Consider the following 24,241-nt stretch of genomic DNA (forward strand, 5'->3'; position numbering starts at 1 on the left):
CCAGTAGGACAAGCCCTATCGCGTTGCCGAAATGCGGTACACGCGCAGGCTGAGAGGTATGAGAACGGCGACGAGCACCCCGATGCTGATCGCCGATACGAGCACCGCGTTCTCCACCGGGAAACTTGCCGACGTGGCGGCCCCGGTGTTTCCCCACAGTTGCCGGCAGGCCTCGGAGACCGCGCTGACCGGATTCCATTCGGCGACGGTGCGCAGCCAGCCGGGAAGTCCGGTCAGCGGCATGAACGAGCTGGAGAGGAAGGAGAACAGCACCAGGAGCAGGGCGGCGACGCCGCTGATCGCCTCCAGGTTGCGCATCACCATGCCGAGGAGGGCGCCGACCCAGAGCATGGCGTAGGCGAAGCCGAGCAGCAGCAGGAAGCCGGCCGCGTTCTCGACGAAGGAGCCGTGCACCCGCCAGCCCACGGCGAGTCCGGTGACCGCGACGAGCCCGATGCTCAGGGCCGCGGCGGCGAGGTCGGCCAGGGTGTGGCTGACCAGGACGGTGGCGCGGCCCATCGGCAGCGAGCGGAACCGGTCGATGAGGCCCTTGCCGAGGTCACCGGCCACACCGATCGCGGTGATGCCGATGCAGGAGAGCCCGACCTGGGCGAAGACCCCGGCCATGATGTACTCGCGGTAACTGCCGCCGGTGTTCCGCACCTCGACGACGGTCGCGAAGAGATAGCCCAGGATCACGACCATCGCGACGGGCGTCAGCGCCACGCCGATGATCTTCTCCGGGGTGCGCCGCAGGTGGCGCAGGTGCCGGCCGGTGAGGGCCGCGACGTCACTGCCGTGGGCAAGCACCGAACTCATGGGGACGCCTCCGCCTTCGCTGCGTCGGGGTGCGGGGCCGGCGTGCCGGTGAGCTCGCCGGTCAGATGGAAGAACACGTCGTCGAGCGAGGGGCGCCGCAGCGCGAACTCCTCGACGGTGACGCCCGCGTACTCGAGCGCGGTCGCGGCGGACGCCAGCGCGCCCATGCCGTCCGGCAACTGCACGTGGACGGTGCGCTGCCGCTCGTCCAGCTGCGGCGGGCCCACCGCGAGCGGCGTCAGCACGGCCACGGCCTGCGCCAGCCCGGCGGGATCGGCGACGGCGACCTCCAGGCGTTCGCCGCCGACCTTCCGCTTCAGCTCGTCGGAGGTGCCCTCGGCGATCACCCGGCCCCGGTCGACGACCAGGATCCGGTCCGCGAGGAAGTCCGCCTCCTCCAGGTACTGCGTGGTCAGCAGGACGGTGACACCCTGGTCGACCTGGTCCTGCACCATTCGCCACAGCGTGGCCCGGCTGGCCGGGTCGAGGCCGGTGGTGGGCTCGTCGAGGAAGAGCACCTCGGGCGAGGCGATCAGGCTGACGGCCAGGTCGAGGCGGCGCCGCATGCCGCCCGAGTACTCCCGGGCGGGCTTGTCGGCGGCGGCCTCCAGCTCGAACTGCGCCAGCAGTTCGGCGGCCCGGGCGGCGGCGCCCCGGCGGCCGAGCCGCAGCAGCCGGCCGAGCAGGACCAGGTTCTCGCGCCCGGTCAGCAACTCGTCGACGGCCGCGTACTGCCCGGCGAGACCGATCCGGCGGCGCACCTCGCGCCGCTGCCGCACGATGTCGAAGCCCGCGACGCGAGCCGTGCCGGCATCGGGTTCGAGCAGGGTCGCGAGCGTGCGGACCGTAGTGGTCTTGCCCGCTCCGTTGGGCCCGAGCAGGCCGAGCACGGTGCCCGCTTCGACCGACAGGTCCACGCCGTCCAGGGCGCGGTGGCTGCCGTACTGCTTCGTCAGGCCGGCCGCCTCGATCGCGGTGTTCACGGAATTCCCCCTTTCACGCTTCAGGTGAAGTGGTTGGCTGGTTGTGGAATGGCATGGGAACCGGCGGGGGTGGGTACGTTCGGGGCGGGAATCCGGTGAATGGGCCACGGTGGGCGGATCGCTTTTCCGCACCGTCCGGAAAGTCCCGACGAGAAGGAACCTAACCGCCGACTTGGCCGGATCGCGCCGCTCCTCCTGGCAACGGGCTGCCGCTGCAGCATGTTGCAGACATTGCCCCCGGAACCGGGTTGGCAGGATGCTGCAGCGGCAGTCAACTGACATGCGCGCACGGGAAGTTGCAGCCTCCCGGATATTTACAGTGAGTGACGTCGCTCATCCAGCGCCCCGCTGACGTCCCACTGGGAGAGGTAATGGCAAGGCAACGAAATCTGGCGGCGTCACTGGGCGCCTGGAGCGCCCGGCACCCCAAGACCGCACTTTTCGGATGGCTCTTCGCCGTCATCGCGCTCACGGTCCTCGGCGGCATGGCGGGGCAGAAGAGCCTGACCGAGGCCGACTACGGCACGGGCGAGTCCGGCCGTGCCGCCCGGGTCCTCGTCGACGCCGGCATCACCAGCCCGGCGCCCGAGATGGTCCTCGTGCACAGCGGCGAACACACCGCGGCAGACCCGGAGTTCAAGAAGGCCGTCGCCGACGCCATCGCCGCCGTGGACGGCACCGGCCTCGCCCAGAACATCGGCGACCCCTACAAGACGGGCGCCGTCTCCGAGGACCGGCACGACGCGCTGATCCAGTTCGCCGTGAAGGGCGACCCGGACACCGCCGCCGACCGCATCCAGCCCGTCATCGACGCGCTCGCCGAGACCGAGGACGCCCACCCCGGCGTGACCCTCGGCCAGTACGGCGCCGCCAGCGGCCTCAAGGGCATCAACGACTCCCTCGGCGAGGACTTCACCCGCGCCGAGTTCACCGCCGTGCCCGTCGCCCTCGGCATCCTCCTCGTCGTGTTCGGCGCGCTCGTCGCCGCCCTCCTGCCGCTGATCCTCGCCATCACCGCGTGCGTCGCCGCCATGGGTCTGCTCGCGCTGTCCAGCCAGCTCGTCCCGGTCGACGCCATGACCAACTCGGTGCTGCTGCTGATGGGTCTCGCCGTCGGCGTCGACTACTGCCTCTTCTACATCCGCCGCGAGCGGGAGGAGCGCGCCGCCGGCCGGGACAAGGAGAGCGCGCTGCGCATCGCCGCCGCGACCTCCGGCCGCTCGGTGCTGATCTCCGGCCTCACGGTCGCCGTCGCCATGTCCGGCATGTTCCTCTCCGGCCTGACCGTGTTCGAGGGCTTCGCCATCGCCACCATCGAGGTCGTCCTCATCGCGGTGCTCGGCTCCATGACGGTGCTGCCCGCCGTGATGGCGATGCTCGGCGACCGGATCGACGCCGGCCGGATCCCCGGCCTGCGCCGCAAGAAGGCCGTCCGCACCGCGGACCAGAAGCCGGGCCGGCTGCTCGGCGCGGTGCTGCGGACGCCCGCCCTCTTCGCCGTCCTCGGCATCGCCTTCCTCCTCGCCCTCGCCGCACCGGCGCTGTCCATGAAGACGGAGAAGCTCGGCTTCGACCAGCTGCTCCCCGCCGACAACGTCACCGCCCAAACCGCGCAGCGGATCGAAGCCGTCTTCCCGGGCGCCCCGGCACCGGCCCAGATCGTCTTCAAGACCGCCGACATCACCTCCGCCGAGGCCACCGGCGCCCTCGACGGCTTCAAGGAGCGCGCCCTCGCCTCCGGCCACGTCAAGAACCCCGTCGAGGTCACCGTCCACGCGGACGAGGACATCGCGGTCATCAGCGCGCCGCTCGCCGGCGACGGCCGCAACGCCACCTCCGAGCGCGCCCTTCAGGAGCTGCGCGGCGACATCATCCCCGCCACCCTGGGCAAGGACGCGGACAACCAGGCGCTGGTCGGCGGCGACCTGGCCTTCTCGACCGACTACAACGACCAGCTCAAGTCGTCGATCGTGCCCGTCTTCGCCTTCGTGATGGGCGTCAGCTTCCTGCTGATGCTGCTCTGCTTCCGTTCCCCGGTCATCGCGCTCACCTCGATCGTCCTCAACCTGCTGTCCGTGGTCGCCGCCTACGGCGTGATGACCGCCGTGTTCCAGAAGGGCTGGGGCGACGAACTGGTCGGCACGACCGCCGTCGGCGCCGTCGAGTCCTGGATGCCGCTGTTCGTCTTCGTCGTCCTGTTCGGACTGTCGATGGACTACCACGTCTTCGTGGTCTCCCGGATCCGCGAGGCCTACGACCAGGGCGTCGACAACCGCGCCGCGGTCGCCCACGGCGTGCGCGCCACCGCCGGGGTCGTCACCAGTGCCGGACTCATCATGGTCGCCGTCTTCGCGGTCTTCGGCACCCTGTCCATGCAGGACTTCAAGCAGCTCGGCGTCGGCCTCGCCGTCGCCGTCTTCCTCGACGCCACCCTGGTGCGCGCCGTCCTGCTGCCCTCTGTCATGGCCCTGCTCGGCAGGTCCAACTGGTGGCTGCCGTCCTGGCTGCGCTGGCTGCCCGAGCTCAGCCACGGCGAGGAGCAGCCCCAGCCGGCCGCGCCCCCCGCGCAGCAGCCGGCCGAGTCGCCCGAGCAGCCGCTGGCGAGCCGCTGAGCGGCGCCCGCCCGCACGGCCGCCGTCCGCTCCCCCTCATCCGCTCACGAACCCAAGGACCCTTCTGTCATGTACGAGTTCAGCGTCGTCGGCGGCAAGGCCGCGCGGGAGATCATCTCGGCCTCCCGCCAGGACATCGTCGACGTCGTCCGCGACACCTACCTCGCCCACCACGCGGGCGACTCGGTGAACCCCGACAGCTACTTCCTCCGCTTCCCCGACAAGCCCGACGCCCGCATCATCGCGCTCCCCGCCCACCTGGGCGCCGGCGCCGACGTGTCCGGCATCAAGTGGATCAGCAGCTTCCCCGCCAACATCGACCGCGGCATCCCGCGCGCCTCGGCGGCCCTGCTGCTCAACGACCACGAGACCGGCTACCCCTTCGCCTGTCTGGAGGCCTCGCAGATCAGCGCCGCCCGCACGGCCGCCTCCGCGGTCCTCGCCGCGGAACGGCTCACCGGCGGGCGCGTCGCCGGACGGCTGACCGTCGTCGGCGCGGGCATCATCGCCCGCAACATCCTGGAGTTCTTCGCCGCCCGCGACTGGCAGGTCGGTTCCGTCACGGTCCACGACCGGAACGCGGAGTACGGCGCGGCGCTCGCCGCCCACACGAGGGACGCCCTCGGCTACTCCGCCGGCACCGAGCCCGACCTCTCCACCGCCCTCACCGGCGCCGACGTGGTCGTCCTCGCCACCACCGCCGCCGAGCCGTACATCACCGAGCCGGACGCCTTCGCACCCGGCCAGGTCGTCCTCAACATCTCGCTGCGCGACATCGGCCCGGAGCTCATCGAGGGCGCCTACAACATCCTCGACGACGTCGAGCACTGCCTGAAGGCCAACACCTCCCCCCACCTCGCCGAACAGAAGTACGGCGACCGCCACTTCGTCACCGGCACCCTCGCCCAGTTCATCCGCGGCGAGGTGGCCGTCGGCGACGACAGGCCGGTCATCTTCTCGCCCTTCGGCCTCGGCGTCCTCGACCTCGCCGTCGGCCTGCACGTCCTGCGCGCGGCCCGGGCGGCGGGCGAGGCCGTGGAGATCGACGACTTCTTCGGCGAAACCACCCGCTGGTAGCCGACCACCACCCCTCCGCACGACGGGGCCCGGGCAGACAGTCACCTGCCCGGGCCCCGCAGCGCGCCTCGGCTCAAACACCAGGGTCCCTTGCATGATCGTGGTCTGTCCGGATGTCATCCGGTGAGGCCGAGGGCGGTCAGGGGCCCTTGCCGGTCGCGAGCGGTCTCCAGCGAGCCGGCGCGGCGGCCAGCAGGCTCAGTAGCGAAGCAGAAGGCCCTCACCAGCGGGTGAGGGCCTTCTCTCAGGCAGAGGGGCGGGGCCCCTTCTCTCCTGCCAGTTGCCATCGAGCGTGTCGCGGAATCACGATCCTCGCGAAGGCAAATACTGCAAGGCCTGCTGTGATGCCCGGCCATGTACTGACCAGCGCCACTGTTGCACCGACTGCCGCGCCGAGAAGGGCCGCAATCACGGTCGCATAGCGCAGAGCTGCCCGGTCGATGGCGTGCGGGTCAGATGCGAACCGCCGCCACGCCATCGGTCCCAGATAGAGCAGCCATGCCCCAACGATGAGCGCATAAACGGCGTTCGACAGTGTGTCTTCAAGCACCGCTGGGTTCCCCCTTACTTGCAGTTGCGCTGGCCCTTCTTGTGCCGCTCTGGCTTCAGCGTAGGGCCGATCACCTTCAGCTTCACGCAGTTTCCCTCTTCGTAGTAGCGGGCCGCTGCAATCCCGATCCCGCCCGCCTGGGCCGTGATGGGAAAGCAGATGGGGAAGCCGGCGGAGCACACGCCGGCCGCCAGGGCGACGATGTAGCCGGCGTCGCGCGCGTTGCGTGTCTCCTTACGGTTCAGATAGAGAGTGCCGGTGGCGATGCCCCAGTTGAATTCCCACTGAGGCTTCAGCATCCCGTCCTTTTCTGGCCCGCTGGTTTCGGTTTGCCACTCAATGGCGGCAGCGATGTCCTCGGCGGTGATGTTCAGGATAGCGTCGATGTCAGCGTCGTCGTTCGTCAGTGCTGCGAGGGTCATGCTCAGGCGGACGTCGCTGGCGCTGAACTGGTTGCTCTGCTCAGCGGCACGGAACATCGCGTCGAACATGCCGCTGTCCAGCAGCTTCTGATAGCGGGCGGCCTGTGCAGGGTCGAGGGTGTCGACCACCAGCTGGTCGGTCACCTCACCCTTGCTCTTCAGCTGCTCAAGGACGATCTGTGCCGCCTCGATGGTCTGAACCGCCCCCGGCTGAGCGGGAGCCGGCGGGGCCGCCTGTGCTGCAGTCGTCGCCAGTAGGGTCGCGGCGGTGGCGGTCGCAACAGCAGTGGCGATACGCCTCATAACTGGACGCCTCGTCTTCGAGCGCGTTGCGGTAAGCAAAACGGTTCCCCCTTGGAATGATGGTTGTGGCTGACGGCACCCGTGCTGATACGTGGTCGGCATATGCGCGGACGCCGGGGCAACCGTAGATCAACACCAAGGTTCACAAGCAAGATCAGCGCGGCTCCAATGGCCGGAAGGTTCCGCTGTGCTGGACGGGGCGTGCCCATTGCCCAGGCTGCTTCGTGGCGGAACTCACAAGGAGCTTCGCAAGGGGACAATCAGATGGGGAATGGCTTGTTCTATTCGCCTACACCCAGGAGCGGCTCGACTGTGTCGGCCAGGCTGCCTGAGCTGCCGAAGCGGCTCGTGGGCAGACCTTGAGCCGGACTGCAACGGACATGCTCGTGAGCTCCAGACTACATCGGTCCGGGGCCCCAAAAGCTGTTCGAGGTGCGGCTGCTACAGGTCGAACTCGAGGTGTTCAATGTCCGTGAACCAGACTTCTTCCAGGGAGCCGACGCGGCGGCCGCCGTCCTGGAAGTACGCCTTCTTGAGCGCTTCGGCCGCGATATCCTCGAGTTGTTGGTCGGTTGCGCTGGCCTCCTGGGCGTCGAAGAGGCGGGCGGCGTACTGCGGGAGCAGGCGACGGTCAGGTGTCGGATGCGGTCTTGGTCCGTCGGCCCGATCGGCGCGGCGTAGCCGATGCGGGCACAGGTGTCGATGACGATGCCGCCCGTCCCGGCCGCCGTCTCCTTGGCCTTGGCCCGGATCTGCGGCTTCCACCGCCTCTTCACCTCGCGCTCCAGACGCGCGGCGAGGTCGGGGCGGGGCTTCCTGATCTGGCCCTTCACGTACCGCTCGACGGTGCGCTGGGAGACCCTCAGCATCTGGGCGACCGCCTTCGTTCTCTTGAGCTTCTTGACCAGGTACCGCACCTGCGCGGGCGCGCTCTTCGGTGCCGGGCGGGCGAACGCCTTCTGTCGTTCCGGCGACCTTCGTGATCGCTCTGGTCGGGCAGCACTGGGCACGGCGTAAGAAAGCCGGGTGATGTGAGCCCCCGGCCCACAAGGAACGGCCCGTCCGGGCGCATCGCGTCCCGGACGGGCGGTTCCCCTCCGTCCTCCTGCGGCCGCCTGGCGCCGGCCAGGCCCTCCGCCTCACCCCACCAGCCGGTACGAGGCGGCCACCCCCAGGAAGATCAGCGCCGCCAGCGTGCTGCACGTGTAGTGGAGCCGCCCGGTCACCGCCCACCAGCGGCGCCGCCAGGACAGGACCGTGCACACCACCATGGCGCCCGTGGTCGCCAGCGCGACGCCGGTCAGCGCCGGGACGGCCCTCAGCAGCGGCGAATCGCCCACGATGATCGTGCGGTTGAGGGCGTTCGGGTCGGCGGACAGCAGCAGGAAGCAGACCACCGCCGCGATGATCAGCGCACCGGACGCCCACAGCAGCAGTCGTGCGGCCCGTGCCCCGGCCGGCGCGCCCGGGGAGCGGCGGCGCACCAGGGCGAGCACAGGCAGAGCGAGCACCGTCAGCGCGAGGAACGCCAGCGAGCCGAGCAGCACCTGCTGGTGCAGCACCGGGGAGAGGTACCAGGGCAGCCGCTCGTAGGAGACGGAGGCGTCGGAGGCGACCGACAGGCGTCCGTCGCGGAACGCGATGCGGTCCTGGCCGCCCTTCTCCTGGAACAGCCCCGGGCTCAGCTGCACCCAGTGCCGCTCGCTCACCCCCGGGTCGCGGGACAGCCCGGTCGTGGTCAGCGTCGCACCCTCGCCCGCGGTCACCCGGACCGACCCGATCAGGGCGCTGACGCGGGTCAGCTCCGAGGAACTGGTGCGCGTGGAGCGGTACTCGCCCTCGTACGGCGTGACGTCGGCCCGCGAGACGGAGCGGCGGGCGCCGGCGGCCGTGCCGAAGTGGTCGGCGAAACGGTCCACGACCTCCTGCCCCGCGTAGGCGGCGGAGCCGTTCTCGCCGTCGCCGTTGTAGACGACGTACACCGCCGCGTCCCGGTCCGGCAGCAGGGCGAGATTGCCGTGGAAGCCGGGCAGGTCGCCGTCCTTGACGAGCATCCGCTGCCCGTCGCGGACCCGCTCCTCCAGGATGTAGCCGAGGCCGGGCAGCCGCTCGTCGTTGCCGAACTGACGCTTCATCAGTGCCGCGGTCGAGCGTTCGGTCAGCACCGGGCCGCCGCCGTCGAGCAGCACGGTCAGCAGCCGGCCCATGTCGGCCGCCGTGGTGACCGCGCCCGCACCGGTCGGGGACCAGTCGCCGTACTGCCCGTCCTGGGCGCGCTGGCCACCGCCCGCCGGGCGGTGGCCGCGGGCGAGGCCGGCGGCGACGGCGGGCGAGTGCGGCTGCGCGAAGCTGGTCCGCGTCATCCCGAGCGGCCGCAGCACCGACTGCTCCAGGTAGTCGGCGAACGGCGTGCCCGTCACCGACTCGACCAGGTAACCTGCCAGCGCCACACCGTAGTTGTCGTAGCTGGCGACCTCGCCCGGCGGGCGTACCCGGCGCGGCTGGTGCGCGGCGAGGCTCTCGCCGAGCGGGCGCACGTCCTCGGGCCGGGTGGCGGCCCGCCCGATGATGGTGTTGTCGAAGCCCGCCGTGTGCGTGAGCAGATCGCGTACCGTCACGGGGTGGCCCGGATACGTGTCCTTCACCTGGAAGGTCCTGAGGTAGCGGTTGACGTCGGCCGACAGGTCGAGACGGCCGCGCTCCACCTGCTGCAGGACCGCGACCGCCGTGAACAGCTTGGCGTCGGAGGCCAGGAAGAACCCGGTGCGCCGCGGGTCGACCGGCGTCCCCGCGGCGGCGTCGGCGACGCCGTACCCGCGGGTGAGGACCGGCCGGCCGCGCTCGACGACCACCACCGACGCGCCGGGGATCCGGTGGTCGGCGAGCTGCCGGCGCACGATCGCGTCGACGGTCGCCGGCAGACCGGACGTCCCGTCGGCCGTGGGGAGTTCGGAGGCGGCGCGGGTCTCCGCCCGCACCGCGGGGGTCGCGGAGGCGGTGCCGGCGCCCCCCGCCAGGAGCAGCGGGACGCACAGCGGGAGGAGCAGGTGCCGCAGTCGCTGTCGCATCGTCATGGAACAAGTCAAGACGTCGCGCCGGGAGCGGGACAGCCACCTCGGTGGCGTCCCGAGGGGGACCTGGGTACACCATCCAAGACGGGACGCACGTCCCCTGTGCACGGCCCCCGCACGGAGCAGACTCAGGGCATCGGCACGGCAGGGAGCCGTGCACAGAGGGGAATGGGACGACCGTGAACAGTCTGGATGTACGCACCGGTTACCGAGCCGTCGGCAAGGGGCTGCCCGTCCTCGGTCTCGTGATCGCGGAACTCGTCCTCTTCTGCTTCTTCCTGACCGCGGTCTCGCTGATCGGCATCGGCCTGGGCGTCCTGCTCGTCCCGGCGCTCGCCGTCGCCGTGCGGTCGGTGGTCAACGCCTCCCGCCGGCTCGCGGAGAACTGGTCGGGCCGGCCGATCGAGGAGCCGTACCTGCCCGCCCCCGCCGCCGAACCGGGTCTCAAGGGCCAGTGGCAGCGCACCCACTGGGTGCTCACCGACCCGGCGACCTGGCGCGACCTGGCCTGGATGCTGGTCAACCCGGTGGCCGGCGTGGCCCTCGCCCTGATGCCCCTCGCCCTCGTCGTCAGCGGCATCGGCGGCATCCTGATGCCCGCCTACTACCGCCCCATCGCCGACGCGGGCTCCAACTACTACCTGTGGATCGAGATCAGCGACCTGACCTCCGCCTGGTACTGCGCCGTCCTCGGCGTCGTCGTCCTGGCCGCCGGCCTGACCACCGGGCCCGCCCTGCTGCGCGCCCACGCCTCCCTGGCCCGCACCCTGCTCGCCCCGACCCGCACCGTCCAGCGCGTCCGCCGCCTCACCGACAGCCGCAGCGACGCCGTCAGCAGCTCCGCGGCCGAACTGCGCCGCATCGAGCGGGACCTGCACGACGGTGCACAGGCCCGTCTGGTCGCCCTCGGCATGAACCTGGGCGTCGCCGAGCAGCTTCTCAGCAAGGACCCGGAGGCCGTCCGCGCCATCCTGTCCGACACCCGCAAGGCGTCCGCCGCCGCCCTGACCGAACTGCGCGACCTGGTCCGCGGCATCCACCCGCCGGTGCTCGCCGACCGCGGCCTCGCCGACGCGGTGCGCGCCCTCGCCATGGACAGCCCGCTCGACGTGACCGTCAACGCCGACCTGCCCGGCCGCCCCGAGGCGCCCGTGGAGTCCGCCATGTACTTCGCGGTCGCCGAGGCCCTCGCCAACGCCGCCAAGCACGCCGCGCCGGACACCGTGAGCATCGACCTCTGGTACGAGAACGGCGCCCTGCGCGGCCAGGTCATCGACGACGGCCGGGGCGGCGCCGACCCCTCGCGCGGCACCGGGCTGCGCGGCATCGAACGCCGGCTGGCCGCCTTCGACGGCCTCCTCGCCATCAACAGCAAGCCGGGCGGACCGACCACCCTCACCATGGAGCTGCCGTGCGTGTTGTCCTAGCCGAGGACCTCTTCCTGCTGCGGGACGGACTCGTCCGCCTGCTGGAGTCCTACGACTTCGAGGTGGTCGCCGCCGTGGACACCGGGCCCGGACTGCTCCGGGCCCTCCTCGACCACAAGCCGGACGTCGCGGTCGTCGACGTCCGGCTTCCGCCGACGTTCACCGACGAGGGCCTGCGGGCCGCCCTGGAGGCCCGCAGCCACATCCCCGGCCTGCCGGTCCTCGTCCTCTCCCAGTACGTGGAACAGCTCTACGCCCGCGAACTCCTCGCCGACGGCAGCGGAGGCATCGGCTACCTCCTCAAGGACCGGGTGTTCGACCCCGACGGCTTCGTGGACGCGGTGCGCCGCGTCGCGTCCGGCGGCACCGCGATGGACCCCGACGTCGTCGCCAAGCTGTTCGCCAAGGAGCACCACCGCGACGGCCCGCTCTCCCGCCTCACCCCGCGCGAGCGCGAGGTCCTCGGCCTGATGGCGGAGGGCCGCTCGAACGCGGCGATCGCCCAGGAGCTGGTGATCACCGAACGGGCGGTCATCAAGCACACGTCCAACATCTTCACCAAGCTGGACCTGCCCCCGTCGGAGGCGGACAACAGGCGCGTCCTCGCGGTCCTCGCCTACCTCAAGTGAGGTCCATCGGCACGCGTCACGGCCGCCGTCGCCGCCCGTGTCGGTGAACTCGGGACGCGCCGGCCGGTCGTCGGAGCCCGGCTGCCGCCGCCCGGTCGGTGGCCGGCCGACCGGGGCTCAGCGCCCGGTCGACCCGTCGATCAGTTCGCGAAGGATGTCCGCGTGACCGGCGTGGCGGCCTGTCTCCTCGATCAGGTGCGTGAGGGCCCAGCGGGTGCTGGGTGAGGAGCGCCCGGGGAGGGGCGCGGCGAGGTCGGTGCAGGAGTCGAGTACGGCGTTCGCCCGGTCGACGGTCTCCCGGTAGCGGGCGACGACCTCGGCGACGCCGTCCCCCTCGGGGGCCCGGAAGGTGGCCTGCCAGTCGGTGACCCGTTCCCCGAGGAACGTGGCGCGCTCCACCCAGGTGAGGTGGTGCAGCAGGCCGAGCAGGTTCGTGCCGGACGGGACCGCTGCCGTCCGCACCCCGGGTTCGGGGGCACCGTCGACCTTGTCCGCCATCGACGTCCGCAGGTAGTCCAGGAAGCCGCGCAGGACGTCGGCCTCGGTGTTCGCGGTCCGGGGCGGCGGGGTGTCCCGGCGTCGGCGGTGAGGGGCTGTGGGCGGGGGCATGGGGCCTCTTCCTTCGGTGGTGAACAAGGCGGCGGCGGAGCCGACGTGTTGGTGGGGCCCACGGGTTCGGTGGGCCGACGGGGCCGGTGGGGCTCACGGTTCCGTGAGGCCGACTGAAGCGGTGTGGTTCGGCGGGCCCGACCGGTTCGGTCGGCGGCCGACGGGTTCGACCGGTCGCGCCGACCGGACCGGCCGGCCGCCGGGTCAGCCGGTGCGGCGTACGAGCAGGATGTGGTCGGTGACCTCGGCGGTGCTCCCGTCGGGTCCGGTGGCCGTGCGGGGCGACGCGTCGGCGCGGTCGACCGTCCAGGTCGCCGGATCCAGGGCCAGGCCCTCCGCGACCTCCGTGGGACTCGGGTACCGGACGTCGGGGTCCTGGTCCCACGACCAGGGGGCCGTCGATCCGTGGTCGACGACCAGCAGGCGGCCGCCTGGGCGCAGGGCCTGCGCGGCCCGGCGCAGAACGGTGGCCCGGTCGAGTTCGTAGGGGGTGTGCAGATAGTGGGCGGTCACGAGGTCGAAACGGCCCGCCGGGAACGACCGGCTCAGGTCGTGGCGTCGGGCGCTGACCTGCTCGCCCAGGCCGGCCCCCGCCGCGCGCTCGGTGAGCCGCCGCACCGCCACGGCCGACAGGTCGACGGCCGCGACCCGCCAGCCCCGTCCCGCGAGCCAGAGGGCGTCGCCGCCGTCGCCGCATCCCAGGTCGAGGGCGTCGCCGGGCCGCAGGTCCGCCGCGGTCTCGACCAGCCGGGCGTTGGGGCGGGGGGAGGCGGCCTGCGGACGGGCGGCGTGGACGTCGTCCCAGAAGGTGACCGCTGCCTCGGTCGCACTCATCGGGGCTCCTCATCGGGTCGGTGTGCGCTCTGCCGGAGTGTTCGCCAGTCTCACCCGATGTCCCGGAACCGGCACGGCAACTTGCCGCTTCGGCAAAGAAATTCCCGTAGGGGTCCGTCGAGGGCGGGCGGCGCGACCGCCGCAGGAAAACCGGCCCCGGCGGGCTGCCGCCGGACCTGGCAGGTCCTCGCCGGACCTGGCGGGCGCGGTGCGACCGGGGTGCGGCCCGGCTACGGCTTCCGCTCGTCGGTGACCGCCGCGGGCAGCGGTGAGGGACCCCCGTGCGAGGTGCAGAAGAACCGGAGTTCCCTGATCGTCGTGGACGGGGTGTTCGGTCCGCAGACGTCGAAGTACATGAGCTGGGGCTACTACACCGACAACGGCGGCTGGATGCTCTGCTGACCCTCGGTTCCGGACTGTTCGGCGGGAGTGCCCGGCCCGACGCCGGGCCGGGCACTCGGCGCGTCGGCCGAGCGCTCCTGCCGGTGCCGTGCCGGTGGGCCGGGGGACCGTTGCGGACCTCCGTCCGCATGTGTCGCGGGCGTGGCGGGGCTGTTTCGTTCGTGCAGGGCCCTTGTGCAATTCCTGTGGAACCCTCAATCTTTCGCTGATGCCCGGATGAAGAAGCCCGCAATTGACATGTTCCTGTCAGTGGCTGGTTTCCTCCGCCACCCCTGGGGTCCGTGCATCGACCGCACCACCCCCCACAGCACACGCACCACCGACTGAGGAGGAACCCTCACATGGCAGTGATGCGTCATCCCCGGCGAAGACTGGCCACCCTCGGTGCCGCGGCGTCCGCCGCGCTCGTCGTCAGCCTCGTCTCCGCTCTCCCCGCGGGCGCGGCCCCGGCCGCGGCCGAAGGCCGCATCCAGTACGAGGGCGCGGCGAACGCCGTCGCCGGCAGCTACATCGTGACCCTGAAGGCGGACGAGGCCCGCTCCGACACCACGGAGGGCCGGGCCGTCGCCAAGAAGCACGGCGCGGAGATCGAGCGGACGTACACCAAGGCCCTGAACGGGTACGAGGTCGAGGCGTCCGAGGCCGAGGCGAAACGTCTCGCCGCCGACCCGGCCGTCGCCTCGGTCATCCAGAACCGCACCTTCCACGTCACCGGCACCCAGCCGAACCCGCCCTCCTGGGGCCTGGACCGGATCGACCAGCAGAACCTGCCGCTCGACAACTCGTACACCTACCCGGATTCGGCCGGTGAGGGCGTCACGGCGTACGTCATCGACACCGGAGTGCGCATCACGCACAGCGACTTCGGCGGCCGTGCCTCCTACGGCTACGACGCCATCGACAACGACAACACCGCCCAGGACGGCCACGGCCACGGCACCCACGTCGCCGGCACCGTCGCCGGCAGCTCCTACGGCGTGGCCAAGAAGGCCAAGGTCGTCGGCGTGCGGGTGCTGAACAACTCGGGCTCCGGCACCACCGCCCAGGTCGTCGCCGGCATCGACTGGGTCGCGCAGAACGCGGTCAAGCCGGCCGTCGCCAACATGTCCCTCGGCGGCGGCGCGGACAGCGCCCTCGACACGGCGGTCCGCAACGCCATCGCCTCCGGTGTCACCTTCGTCGTCGCGGCGGGCAACGAGTCCACCAACGCCTCCACCAAGTCCCCGGCCCGGGTGACCGAGGCGATCACCGTGGGTGCGACCACCTCCAGCGACGCGCGCGCCAGCTACTCCAACTACGGTTCCGTGCTCGACGTGTTCGCGCCCGGCTCCGCCATCACCTCGGCCTGGAACAGCGGCGACTCGGCCACCAACACCATCTCCGGCACGTCCATGGCGAGTCCGCACGTCGCCGGCGCCGCCGCCCTGCACCTCGCCGACAACCCCTCGGCCACCCCGGCCCAGGTCTCCTCGGCGCTGACCGCCGCCGCCACCTCCGGCGTCGTCGGCAACCCGGGCAGCGGTTCGCCCAACCGCCTGCTGCACGTGGGCGAGGGCGACACCACCCCGCCGCCGCCCCCCGGTGACCGCTTCGAGAACACCACCGGCGTCACCATCGGCGACCGGTCCACCGTCGAGTCCCCGGTGACCGTCACCGGCGTGGCCGGCAACGCGCCCAGCGACCTGGCCGTCGAGGTCGACATCAGCCACACCTACATCGGCGACCTCCGGGTCCAGTTGATCGCCCCCGACGGCTCGGCGTACACGCTGAAGTCGTACGGCACCGGCGGCAGCGCGGACGACATCCGGACCACGTACACCGTGGACGCCTCCTCGGAGACGGCCAACGGCACGTGGAAGCTGCGCGTGAGCGACAACGCGTGGTGGGACACCGGCCGGCTCAACAGCTGGGCCCTGCAGTTCTGACGGGCCCCGGGCCCCGCTGAGGGCCCGTACGCCCACCGTTCCACCGCTCGGCACAACGGCGTCCTCGTCCTCGTGACCGGTCGCGGGTCCTCGGGCCCGTCCCGCGTCGCGGGGACGAGGCGTGCGCGGTCCCGCACAGTTCGTGCGGGGGCCCACCGTACGGGCCGCACGCCGCCCGCCTACGATGCGCGCAGCCGCCCGTCGGCCGTAACTCCCGCGCAGTGCAGCCGAACCAGGAGCGGTCCCCGTGTCATCAGCCCCGCCCGCCGGGCCCCAGCAGCCGTACGACCCGGCGGACCCGGTCCCCGGTCCCGGCGGCGAGGCCCCCGCCCCGGATCCGTTCGCGCCGCCCGCGACCGTCGCGCCGACCGACGGCACCGGCCCCGCCCCCGCGCCCCCGTACGGCGGCTCCCTCGGCCTTTCGGCCGCCGGCCCCCGTCAACGGCGCCGCGATCGTCGCCTTCGCATTCGGGCTGCTCTGCTTCGTCATCCCCCTGGTGGGGCTGGTGCTCGGGCTCTTCGCGCTGTGGCGGATCCGGCGTCGCGGGGAGCGCGGCCGTGGCCTGGCGATCGCCGGGTGCGCGCTGTCCTCGGTGGGGCTCGCCCTGTGGTCGGTCCTGCTGACCACCGGGGCGGCCGCCGAGGCGTGGAGCAGCTTCCGGGACGGGCTGCGCAGCGGCGGCGCGCCGGCCCTCCGGGCGGGCGACTGCTTCATGGCGCCGGAGGGGATGCAGGCCTGGGCCTTCTGGTCCCGGGAGTCCGAGCCGGTGTCCTGCGCCGGGGAGCACGACGGCGAGATCTTCGCCCGCGTACGGCTCCCCGACGGCCGCTACCCGGGCATCGAGGCCCTCGTGACGTCCGCGCATCACGAGTGTCACGCCCACCGCCGGGCCTACGTCGTGGACCCCTGGACCGTGCCGGTCAACACGGACGTCTACTCCGTCACCCCCACCGAGGAGAGCTGGGACCTCGGCGACCGGGAGATCCTCTGCGCCTTCGGCAACGTCGACCCGTTCGCCCGGCTCAGCGGCTCGCTGCGCCGGGACGAGAGCTCGTTCGACGCCGACCAGCTGACCTACCTGGAGGCCGTCGGACTGCTGGACGACGCCTCGGACCGCGTCCCGGTGACCGAGCCCGAGGACGACCTGCCCGGCCACAAGAAGTGGGCCGAGCACATGGTGTCGGCGCTGGACCAGCAGACCGGGATGCTGCGCGAGCACACCTGGTCCGCCGCCGCACAGCGCCCGGTGGCCGACCTGGTCGCGGTGCTGGAGGAGGCGCGGGGGGAGTGGGCCGCGGCGGCCGGGGCCGAGGACGCGGACACCTTCTTCGACCACCAGCTGAAGGGCTGGGTGCTCACCGAGTGGGAGCAGGAGCCGGAGGTCACCGCACGCAAGGCTCTGGGGCTGACCTCGTCCCGGTCGACCTACGTCCCGGCCGGCGGGTAGGGCCGGCGGGCGGACGGATCCAGGTGTGACGGAGCCGGGAGCGGGGAGAAAGTGCCTGGGTACAGGCATGCCCGGCCGCGTTCATCACATCGAGTGATTCTCTGGCCTTTGCTTGCCCGGCGGAACCCCGGGTTGCCACGCTGTTGCTGTCTGTACAACCTGATGGGAGCGGCCCGTGACTTTCGGTGAGCAGCCGGCGTACCTGCGTGTCGCGGGTGATCTCCGCAAGAAGATCGTCGACGGCCGGCTGCCGCCGCACACCCGGCTCCCCTCCCAGGCCAGGATCCGCGAGGAGTACGGCGTCTCCGACACGGTGGCGCTGGAGGCCCGCAAGGTGCTGATGGCGGAGGGCCTGGTCGAGGGCCGCTCCGGTTCGGGCACGTACGTGCGGGAGCGGCCCGTGCCCCGGCGGGTGGCCCGCTCCGGCTTCCGGCCCGAGCGCGGCGCCACGCCCTTCCGGCAGGAGCAGACCGACGGCGCGGTGCACGGCACCTGGGAGTCCAGCAGCGAGCAGACCGAGGTCTGCGGCGCCGTCGCCGAGCGGCTCGGCATCGAGCCCGGCGACCGCGTGATGCGCACGAAGTACCTCTTCCGCGAGGCCGGCGAGCCGATGATGCTCTCCACCTCCTGGGAGCCCCTCGCCCTCACCGGCCGGACCCCCGTGATGCTGCCCGAGGAGGGCCCGCTCGGCGGCATGGGCGTCGTCGAGCGGATGCGCGCCATCGACGTCATCGTGGACAACGTCACCGAGGAGGTCGGTGCCCGACCCGGCCTCGCCGAGGAGCTCGTCCTGCTCGGCGGCGTGCCCGGCCATGTCGTCCTCGTCATCCAGCGCACCTACTACGCCTCCGGCCGCCCCGTGGAGACGGCCGACGTGGTGATCCCCGCCGACCGCTACCGAGCCGCCTACCACCTCCCCGTGCGGTAGCGGACGCCCGTCCCGGCCGGGTGGTGTGAGCCCCCGGCGCTCCCTTCACGCTCCCCGTGCGCCATCGCTCCGGCGTGCGGTTCACCGGGCGCGGGCTCCGGCGGCGTAGCAATCCGGTCGTTCTCGCTGGTCGCCCGGGAGCCGCGGCCGGGCCCCGGCGTGCCCCTGACCGGACCCGTCGACCGGACGCACGGCGCATTCACCACCCTGCGCCCCCTGCGTTCTGGCTGGTTGGGTACCTCGTTGTGAAAAGACGTATTCGCAGCGTGAAGGTAAGGCGTAGGCTCGGGCATATGCGGATTGCGGTTTCCTTACCGGGCGGGTCGCGGGCGGGACGTGGAGGGGCGCGATGAACGACGGCACGGTGACACTTCCCTGGCTCGTCGTGCGCCAGGACGACAACGGCAATCGCTACCGCGTCGGCCGGTACGCGAGCCGCGCCGAGGCGCAGCGGATCGCGGACAGCCTCGACGCCCGGGGCCACGAACAGCTCTACTGGGTCGAGCGGATCAGCCAGAACGGCCGTCCGGCCGACTGACGCCCCGCCCGGGCGGCGACCGGTGATGGCCCGTCCCTCCCGTAGGCTCCCGCTCATGGACGAGCGGATCGTGGTGGTCGGTGCGGCCCTCTGGCACGAGGGGCGGCTCCTCGCCGCCCGCCGCAGCGCCCCCGCCGACCTGGCCGGGCGCTGGGAACTGCCGGGCGGCAAGGTCGAGCCCGGCGAGAGCGGGGAGGCGGCCGTCGTACGGGAGTTGCGCGAGGAACTCGGCATCGACGCCGAGGTGGGGCAGCGCGTCCCGGGGGAGTGGCCGCTGCGTCCGCCCTACAAGCTGCGGGTGTGGACGGCCCGGCTGCGTCCCGGATCCCCCGCCCCCGCACCCCTGCAGGACCACGACGCGCTGCGCTGGCTCGCCCCCGCCGAGGTCTGGGACGTCGACTGGCTCGACCAGGACGTGCCCGCCGTGCGGGACGCCCTCGCCCACATCCGCCGCTCCCCGACCCGGACCTGAGACCGCCTCCCGACGACACGGACGCCCGGCGCCTCGCCCGACGGCACGGACGCCCGGCGCTACGGACCGACGGCACACGCGGCGCCGCGACCGACGAACCGCCCCGCGCCGCGGACGGACGGCACGCCCGGCGCCTCGCCCGACGGCGCGCCCCGGCGCCTCGCCCGGCGGCACGGACGACCGGCGTTACGGACCGACGGCACACGCGGCGCCGCGACCGACGAACCGCGCGGCGCCGCGGACGGACGGCATGCCCGGCGCCACGGCCGGCGCCACGGCCGGCGGCACGGACGACCGGCGCTTCGGGCCGACGGCACTCGCGGCGCCGTGGCCGACCGCACGCCCGGCGCCTCGCCCGTCGCCGCCACCGGCAGCCACCCGGCCCCGCGCACAAGGACCGCGGCCGACGGTATGCGCCCGCTAAATGGGGTATGTGCCACTTATTCGACGAAGTCGGGTGAGATCGGACGCGATTGCCGGGAAGTGAGCCGTGTGATCGACATCGAGGGCGACTGTGCCGCGTGGACCTTCCCCGCCGAGCCGGGCGCCGTCCGCGGCGCCCGCGCCGCCGTCCGGACCCAACTCCACGGCTGGGACCTCGACGGCGTCGCCGATCTCACCGCGCTGCTGGTCAGCGAACTCGTGACCAACGCCCTGCGCCACGCCACCGGCCCCATCGGGGTCCGCCTGGTACGCCCGCGCGGACTGACCGGTGTCCTGCTGGTGGAGGTGTCCGACACCCTCCCCGACCTCCCGCACGAGTGCGTCCCCCGCCCCGAGGACGAGCACGGACGGGGCCTCCAGCTCGTCGCCTCCGCCTCCCGCCGCTGGGGCACCCGGCCCGGCGGCGACGACGTCGGCAAGACCGTCTGGTTCGAACTCGCCGTGCCGCGCTGACCGCCCCGTGACGCCGTGTCGCACGGCGTCACGAAGGAGCGCGAAAAGGGGGTACGCGGGGGTGCGGCGGCTCGCTCGGAGGGTGTACGCACCCCCTTCTGCTGTCGAACGGCCGGATCGTGTCCGCGACCGGTGCCGGACAGGGGGGTTCGACGACGTGTCCGCTGGTTAGAAGACTGGGAGTGTTCTCATGGCCCGGACCGAAAAGCAGTGGGACCGAGCTGTGATCGTGAACACCGTGTTGTGCGGCGCCGTAGTGCTGGATACTGCGGGCAGCCGCCCCCGGTGACCGGTGCCGGACGCGGTGAGCTGGAGGGGACGGTTCGCGTGAGCGAGATACCAGCGAAGGCGACGGGGTCCGAGGACCCGTCGGGCGGCGCGATGACGGAGGCCGCGGACGGCCTCTCCTCAGGCGATGCCCCGTCCGCCGACATGATGTGGCAGAGCAGCCCGCCCGGCTCCATGTACGACTACATCAAGGTCGCCTCGTTCTCCATCGGCCCCGACGGCCTCGTCGACCAGTGGAGCCTGCGCGCCGAGCAGCTCCTCGGCGTCCCGGCCGAACGGGCCGTCGGCATGGACCCGATCGCCGCGTTCGTCGACCCGGCCCGGCGCGAGCAGGGCCAGCGCAAGATGGCGGAGATCCTCGACGGCCGCGAGTGGACCGGGGTCGTCCCCGTCCGGCTGCCGCACACGGCGGAGGACGGCGCCCGCGAGGGCGAGCACGGCCGGGAGGGCCTCGCCGAGGTCTATGTGATGCCGACCCGCACCGAGGACGGCGAGAAGGCCGCCGTCTGCATCGTGGTCGACGTCCGTACGCTACGCAGCATCGAGACCGACCTGGCCGCCTCGCAGGCCATATTCGGCCAATCTCCGTTCGGCTTCGTGCTGATCGACCCCGACCTGCGGGTGCGCCGGGCCAACCAGCGGTTCGCCTCCCTCTTCGGCGGCACCCCCGACGACCACCGCGGCAAGGGCGTCCACGACTACCTGCCGCGCGGTGAGGCGGAGCGCGTCGAGGCGACCCTGCGCCGGGTGCTTCAGACCGGCGAGTCCATCACCGACATGCACGTGACCGGCTACCTCCCCGGCGCCGAGGAGCGCCGGCACTGGTCCGTCAACCTCTACCGCGTGCACAGCGGCAGCGGGCGCCCCATCGGCATCGCCTGGCTCGGCATCGACATCACCGCCCGTCGTGCCGCCGCCCGCGAGGCCGCCGCCGCCCGGCGCAATCTCGCCCTGCTGAACGAGGCCGGTGCCCGGATCGGGAACTCGCTCGACCTGGAGACCACCGCACGCGAACTCCTCGACGTCGTCGTCCCCGGTTTCTGCGACCTGGCGACCGTCGACCTCTACCAGGGGCTGCTGTCCGGCGACGAGACCCCGCAGGGCCTGGCCGACGGCAGCGCGGAGGTGCGCCGGGTGGCCTTCGCCAGCGCCGTCTCCGAGGCCCCCCTGGGCACCACCGGCGAGACGGTGAAGCTGGGCGCCGTCCACCACTACCCCTTCAACTCGCCCTGCGCGGACGCCCTGCGCACCGCCCGTCCCCAGTCGGTGCCCGGCGAGGAGGGCGGCCTCGTGCAGTCCACCCTCGCCGTGCCGATGGTCGCCCAGGACACCGTCGTGGGGCTCGCCCGGTTCGCCCGCACCAAGGGCAGCGAGCCGTTCGGCGACCGCGACCGCGACCTCGCCGTGGAACTCGCCGCCCGCGCCGCCGTCTGCATCGACAACGCCCGCCTGTACCGCCGCGAACACGAACGCGCGTTGATACTCCAGCGTTCCCTGCTCCCGCCCGGCGACCCGGAGGCCTCCGGCCTCGACATCGCCTGCCGGTACCTGCCCGGCAACGCGGCCACCGGCCGGCCCAGCGAGGTCGGCGGCGACTGGTTCGACGTCATCGAACTGCCCGGGCACCGCACCGCACTCGTCGTCGGCGACGTCATGGGCCGCGGCCTGCGCGCCGCCGTCGCCATGGGCGAACTGCGTACCGCCGTCCGCACCCTCGCCCAGCTCGACCTGGAACCGGCCGAGGTGCTCGCGCAGTTGGACGAGATCGCCCGGGGCCTCGGCGCCCCCGGCGGCATCCACCAGGCCACCCGGGCGGCCCGCCGCCCCCGCGAGGCCGACCTCTCCGAGGTGTATCTGGCGACCTGCATCTACGCCGTCTACGACTCCGTCACCAGACGCTGCACCTTCGCCAACGCCGGCCACCTGCCGCCCGTCCTGGTCGAACCGGGCGAACCCGCGCTGATGCTGGACGTGCCGCCCGGCATGCCCCTCGGCGTGGGCGGTGAGCCCTTCGAGGAGGTCGAGGTCGAACTGCCCGAAGGCGCCCTGCTCGCGCTCTACACGGATGGACTGGTCGAAAGCCGCGATCACCCCCTCGACGAGGGTCTCCAGGCCTTCGTCGGCGCCCTCACCGACCCGGCCCAAACATCGCCCGGCCACCCGTCCGCGACGCCGGCGACGCCCGCGGGCGGCACCCGTCCGAATCTCGAGGACGTCTGCGACCACGTGCTCAACACCCTCGACACCCACCACGGCGAGGACGACATCGCCCTGCTGATGGCCCGCGTCCAGGGACTGCCCGCCGGGTCCGTCGGCGACTGGACCCTGCCGCGCGAGCCCCGCAGCGTCGGCCGGGCCCGCGAACACGCCCGCGCCAAGCTCCTCGGCTGGGACCTCGAACCCCTCGTCGACACCACGGAACTCCTGGTCAGCGAACTGGTCACCAACGCGCTGCGGTACGGCGAGGGCGAGATCCGGCTCCGCCTGCTCCTCGACCGCACCCTGGTCTGCGAGGTCTGGGACTCCGGCCTGGTCCAGCCCCGCCGCCGCCGCGCCCGGGACACCGACGAGGGCGGCCGGGGCCTGCAACTGGTCGGCCTGCTCAGCGCCGCCTGGGGCTCCCGCCGGACGCCCCGCGGCAAGACCGTCTGGTTCGAACTGCCGCTCCCCGGCGGCGACACCACCCTCACCGACCCGGCGGAGGCCCTGCTGAGCCTGTTCTGAGCCGCCGCCAAGAGCCGCCGCGCCGGCCGCCCGCAACCGGGGCGCCACCGGTGATCGTCCTCCCCGGAACACATCAGCCACGCGGGCCCGCGGGCCCGCCGGGGAGGGGATCCGGCCATGGAACCGACCGACCACCCGCTGGACGCCGGACCGGACACCGGGAGCCGGCCGGACCGGCCCGAGCCCGGTCCGGCCGGGACGGGCACCACCCCCGGCCCCGACGGACCGGAGCCCGACGGGACCCGCGACGAGGCCGCCGTCCGCCGCAGACCCTGGGTGCGACGGGTCCGGCGCACCGCCCTCGTCCTGGTGCTCGCGCTGCTGCTGCCCGTGCTCGCCGCCCAGACCGCCCTGTGGATCAACTACACCGGCGACCCCGCCGACGGGACCCGCAGCCGTGGCCGCGACGCCCTCTGGCTCGGCCACGCCTGGGTCGACGGGCGGAAGAAGGACGCCGACGTCACCGCCCTCGCCCGCCGCCTGGAGGGCACCGGGATCCGCGACCTGTATGTGCACTCCGGGCCGCTGGAGCACGACGGTACCCTGCCGAAGTCGGCCTACCCGCGCGCCCGTTGGTTCATCGACGCCGTCCACCGCGAGATGCCGGACGTCCGGGTCCAGGCCTTCCTCGGGGACGTCCTCGCCAACGGGGGCCCCGACGGGCTGCACCTGGACCGCGCCGCCACCCGCGCCGAGGTCGTCCGCAGCGCCGGTCAGGTCCTGGACGCGGGCTACGAGGGCGTCCACCTCGACCTGGAGCCCCTGCACTCCGACGACCGGGACTACCTCACCCTCCTGGACGACCTGCGCGACGTCACCCGCGCCCACGGGGCCACGCTGTCCGTGGCCGCCCACCAGATCGACCCGCTCCCCGCGCTGCACACCGTCGCCGGTGTCTTCGCCGACCACCCCAAGTGGTGGTCACAGAGGTTCTTCGGCCAGGTCGCCCGGCGCGTCGACCAGATCGCCGTGATGTCGTACGACACGGCGCAGCCGCTGCAGAGCAGCTACGGCGGCTACGTGGCCCTGCAGACCTCCCTCGCCCTGGAGGTCACCCCGCCGACCACCCACCTGCTGATGGGGCTGCCCTTCTACCACGAGAGCAACTTCAGCCACTGGGGCCATGCGGAGACCGTCGCCGCCGCCGTGCGCGGCGCCCGCCTCGGCCTCTCCCGGACGGACCCCCGGCGCGACCGCTTCGGTCTCGCCCCCTACATCGACTTCGCGGCGACGGAGAAGAACTGGGAGGAGTACCGGGAGGGGTGGCTCACGTCCTGACGGCC

Annotated in this window: 19 protein-coding genes and 1 pseudogene; 12 read left to right on the forward strand and 8 right to left on the reverse strand. The window is 72.6% G+C overall.

The genetic code is table 11. The features are described from left to right. Window positions 1-15 precede the first annotated feature (15 nt). On the reverse strand, window positions 16-819 hold the full coding sequence (locus ACIRPP_RS13200) for an ABC transporter permease (protein WP_403641277.1): 804 nt from the start codon (window positions 817-819) through the stop codon (window positions 16-18). After that, on the reverse strand, window positions 816-1,802 hold the full coding sequence (locus ACIRPP_RS13205; RefSeq protein ID WP_403641280.1) for an ATP-binding cassette domain-containing protein: 987 nt from the start codon (window positions 1,800-1,802) through the stop codon (window positions 816-818). The genes ACIRPP_RS13200 and ACIRPP_RS13205 overlap by 4 nt, the downstream gene beginning before the upstream one ends. A 371-nt stretch (window positions 1,803-2,173) precedes the next feature. Here ACIRPP_RS13205 and ACIRPP_RS13210 point away from each other — a divergent pair, with 371 nt between their 5' ends. Then, window positions 2,174-4,414: an MMPL family transporter gene (locus tag ACIRPP_RS13210; protein ID WP_403641282.1), complete on the forward strand. Its 2,241-nt coding sequence runs from the start codon at window positions 2,174-2,176 to the stop codon at window positions 4,412-4,414. 69 nt (window positions 4,415-4,483) lie between these two features. Then, window positions 4,484-5,491 carry a 2,3-diaminopropionate biosynthesis protein SbnB gene (gene sbnB / locus ACIRPP_RS13215; RefSeq protein WP_403641285.1) on the forward strand — a complete coding sequence of 336 codons (1,008 nt, stop codon included), beginning with the start codon at window positions 4,484-4,486 and terminating at the stop codon, window positions 5,489-5,491. Window positions 5,492-5,735: 244 nt separating this feature from the next. Here sbnB and ACIRPP_RS13220 read toward each other — a convergent pair whose 3' ends face one another. From ACIRPP_RS13220 to ACIRPP_RS13235, 4 genes and pseudogenes are all read right to left on the reverse strand, one after another. Beyond that, entirely contained in the window at window positions 5,736-6,041 is a 306-nt protein-coding gene (locus tag ACIRPP_RS13220; protein ID WP_164350427.1) for a hypothetical protein, read from the reverse strand. Window positions 6,042-6,055: 14 nt separating this feature from the next. Then, window positions 6,056-6,766: a hypothetical protein gene (locus ACIRPP_RS13225; RefSeq protein ID WP_403641288.1), complete on the reverse strand. Its 711-nt coding sequence runs from the start codon at window positions 6,764-6,766 to the stop codon at window positions 6,056-6,058. A gap of 441 nt (window positions 6,767-7,207) precedes the next feature. Beyond that, window positions 7,208-7,776: pseudogene (gene tpg / locus ACIRPP_RS13230) on the reverse strand (telomere-protecting terminal protein Tpg). Window positions 7,777-7,905: 129 nt separating this feature from the next. After that, the gene (locus ACIRPP_RS13235) at window positions 7,906-9,840 is read right to left on the reverse strand and encodes a serine hydrolase domain-containing protein (RefSeq protein ID WP_403641291.1); all 1,935 of its coding nucleotides are present in this window, start codon (window positions 9,838-9,840) and stop codon (window positions 7,906-7,908) included. Window positions 9,841-10,016: 176 nt separating this feature from the next. Between ACIRPP_RS13235 and ACIRPP_RS13240 the strand changes: the two genes are divergently transcribed. Together ACIRPP_RS13240 and ACIRPP_RS13245 are read left to right on the forward strand one after the other, a co-directional pair. Then, window positions 10,017-11,264, forward strand: a complete 1,248-nt coding sequence (locus ACIRPP_RS13240; protein ID WP_403641294.1) for a sensor histidine kinase — start codon at window positions 10,017-10,019, stop codon at window positions 11,262-11,264. Next, entirely contained in the window at window positions 11,249-11,893 is a 645-nt protein-coding gene (locus tag ACIRPP_RS13245) for a LuxR C-terminal-related transcriptional regulator (protein WP_164338798.1), read from the forward strand. Before ACIRPP_RS13240 ends, ACIRPP_RS13245 begins: the two co-directional genes overlap by 16 nt. A 117-nt stretch (window positions 11,894-12,010) precedes the next feature. Here ACIRPP_RS13245 and ACIRPP_RS13250 read toward each other — a convergent pair whose 3' ends face one another. Then, entirely contained in the window at window positions 12,011-12,502 is a 492-nt protein-coding gene (locus tag ACIRPP_RS13250) for a DinB family protein (protein WP_403641297.1), read from the reverse strand. A 204-nt stretch (window positions 12,503-12,706) separates the two neighbouring features. Next, the gene (locus tag ACIRPP_RS13255; RefSeq protein ID WP_403641300.1) at window positions 12,707-13,336 is read right to left on the reverse strand and encodes an SAM-dependent methyltransferase; all 630 of its coding nucleotides are present in this window, start codon (window positions 13,334-13,336) and stop codon (window positions 12,707-12,709) included. Window positions 13,337-14,079: 743 nt separating this feature from the next. On the opposite strand from ACIRPP_RS13255, the gene ACIRPP_RS13260 reads away from it, so the two are divergent. The 8 genes from ACIRPP_RS13260 to ACIRPP_RS13295 all read left to right on the forward strand — a co-directional run bounded on the left by ACIRPP_RS13260 (window position 14,080) and on the right by ACIRPP_RS13295 (window position 24,236). Further along, window positions 14,080-15,663 (forward strand): S8 family peptidase, encoded by a 1,584-nt coding sequence (locus tag ACIRPP_RS13260; protein WP_403641302.1) that lies wholly within the window; start codon window positions 14,080-14,082, stop codon window positions 15,661-15,663. Window positions 15,664-16,160: 497 nt separating this feature from the next. Beyond that, a complete protein-coding gene (locus tag ACIRPP_RS13265) occupies window positions 16,161-17,111 on the forward strand; it encodes a DUF4190 domain-containing protein (RefSeq protein ID WP_403641305.1) in 951 nt (316 codons plus the stop codon). Window positions 17,112-17,286: 175 nt separating this feature from the next. Next, entirely contained in the window at window positions 17,287-18,039 is a 753-nt protein-coding gene (locus ACIRPP_RS13270) for a GntR family transcriptional regulator (protein WP_164334378.1), read from the forward strand. Between the two features lie 349 nt (window positions 18,040-18,388). Continuing rightward, on the forward strand, window positions 18,389-18,577 hold the full coding sequence (locus ACIRPP_RS13275) for an SPOR domain-containing protein (protein WP_403641308.1): 189 nt from the start codon (window positions 18,389-18,391) through the stop codon (window positions 18,575-18,577). Window positions 18,578-18,632: 55 nt separating this feature from the next. After that, entirely contained in the window at window positions 18,633-19,049 is a 417-nt protein-coding gene (locus ACIRPP_RS13280) for a (deoxy)nucleoside triphosphate pyrophosphohydrolase (RefSeq protein WP_403641311.1), read from the forward strand. A gap of 483 nt (window positions 19,050-19,532) precedes the next feature. Then, window positions 19,533-19,946: an ATP-binding protein gene (locus tag ACIRPP_RS13285; protein WP_403641314.1), complete on the forward strand. Its 414-nt coding sequence runs from the start codon at window positions 19,533-19,535 to the stop codon at window positions 19,944-19,946. Between the two features lie 327 nt (window positions 19,947-20,273). Beyond that, complete coding sequence (locus ACIRPP_RS13290) at window positions 20,274-22,958, forward strand: SpoIIE family protein phosphatase (protein WP_403641317.1); 2,685 nt, start codon at window positions 20,274-20,276, stop codon at window positions 22,956-22,958. A gap of 117 nt (window positions 22,959-23,075) precedes the next feature. Beyond that, window positions 23,076-24,236: a hypothetical protein gene (locus ACIRPP_RS13295; protein ID WP_403641320.1), complete on the forward strand. Its 1,161-nt coding sequence runs from the start codon at window positions 23,076-23,078 to the stop codon at window positions 24,234-24,236. The last annotated feature ends 5 nt before the right edge of the window (window positions 24,237-24,241 follow it).

The organism is Streptomyces sp. NPDC101219 (assembly GCF_044767675.1).
Classification (GTDB): domain Bacteria; phylum Actinomycetota; class Actinomycetes; order Streptomycetales; family Streptomycetaceae; genus Streptomyces.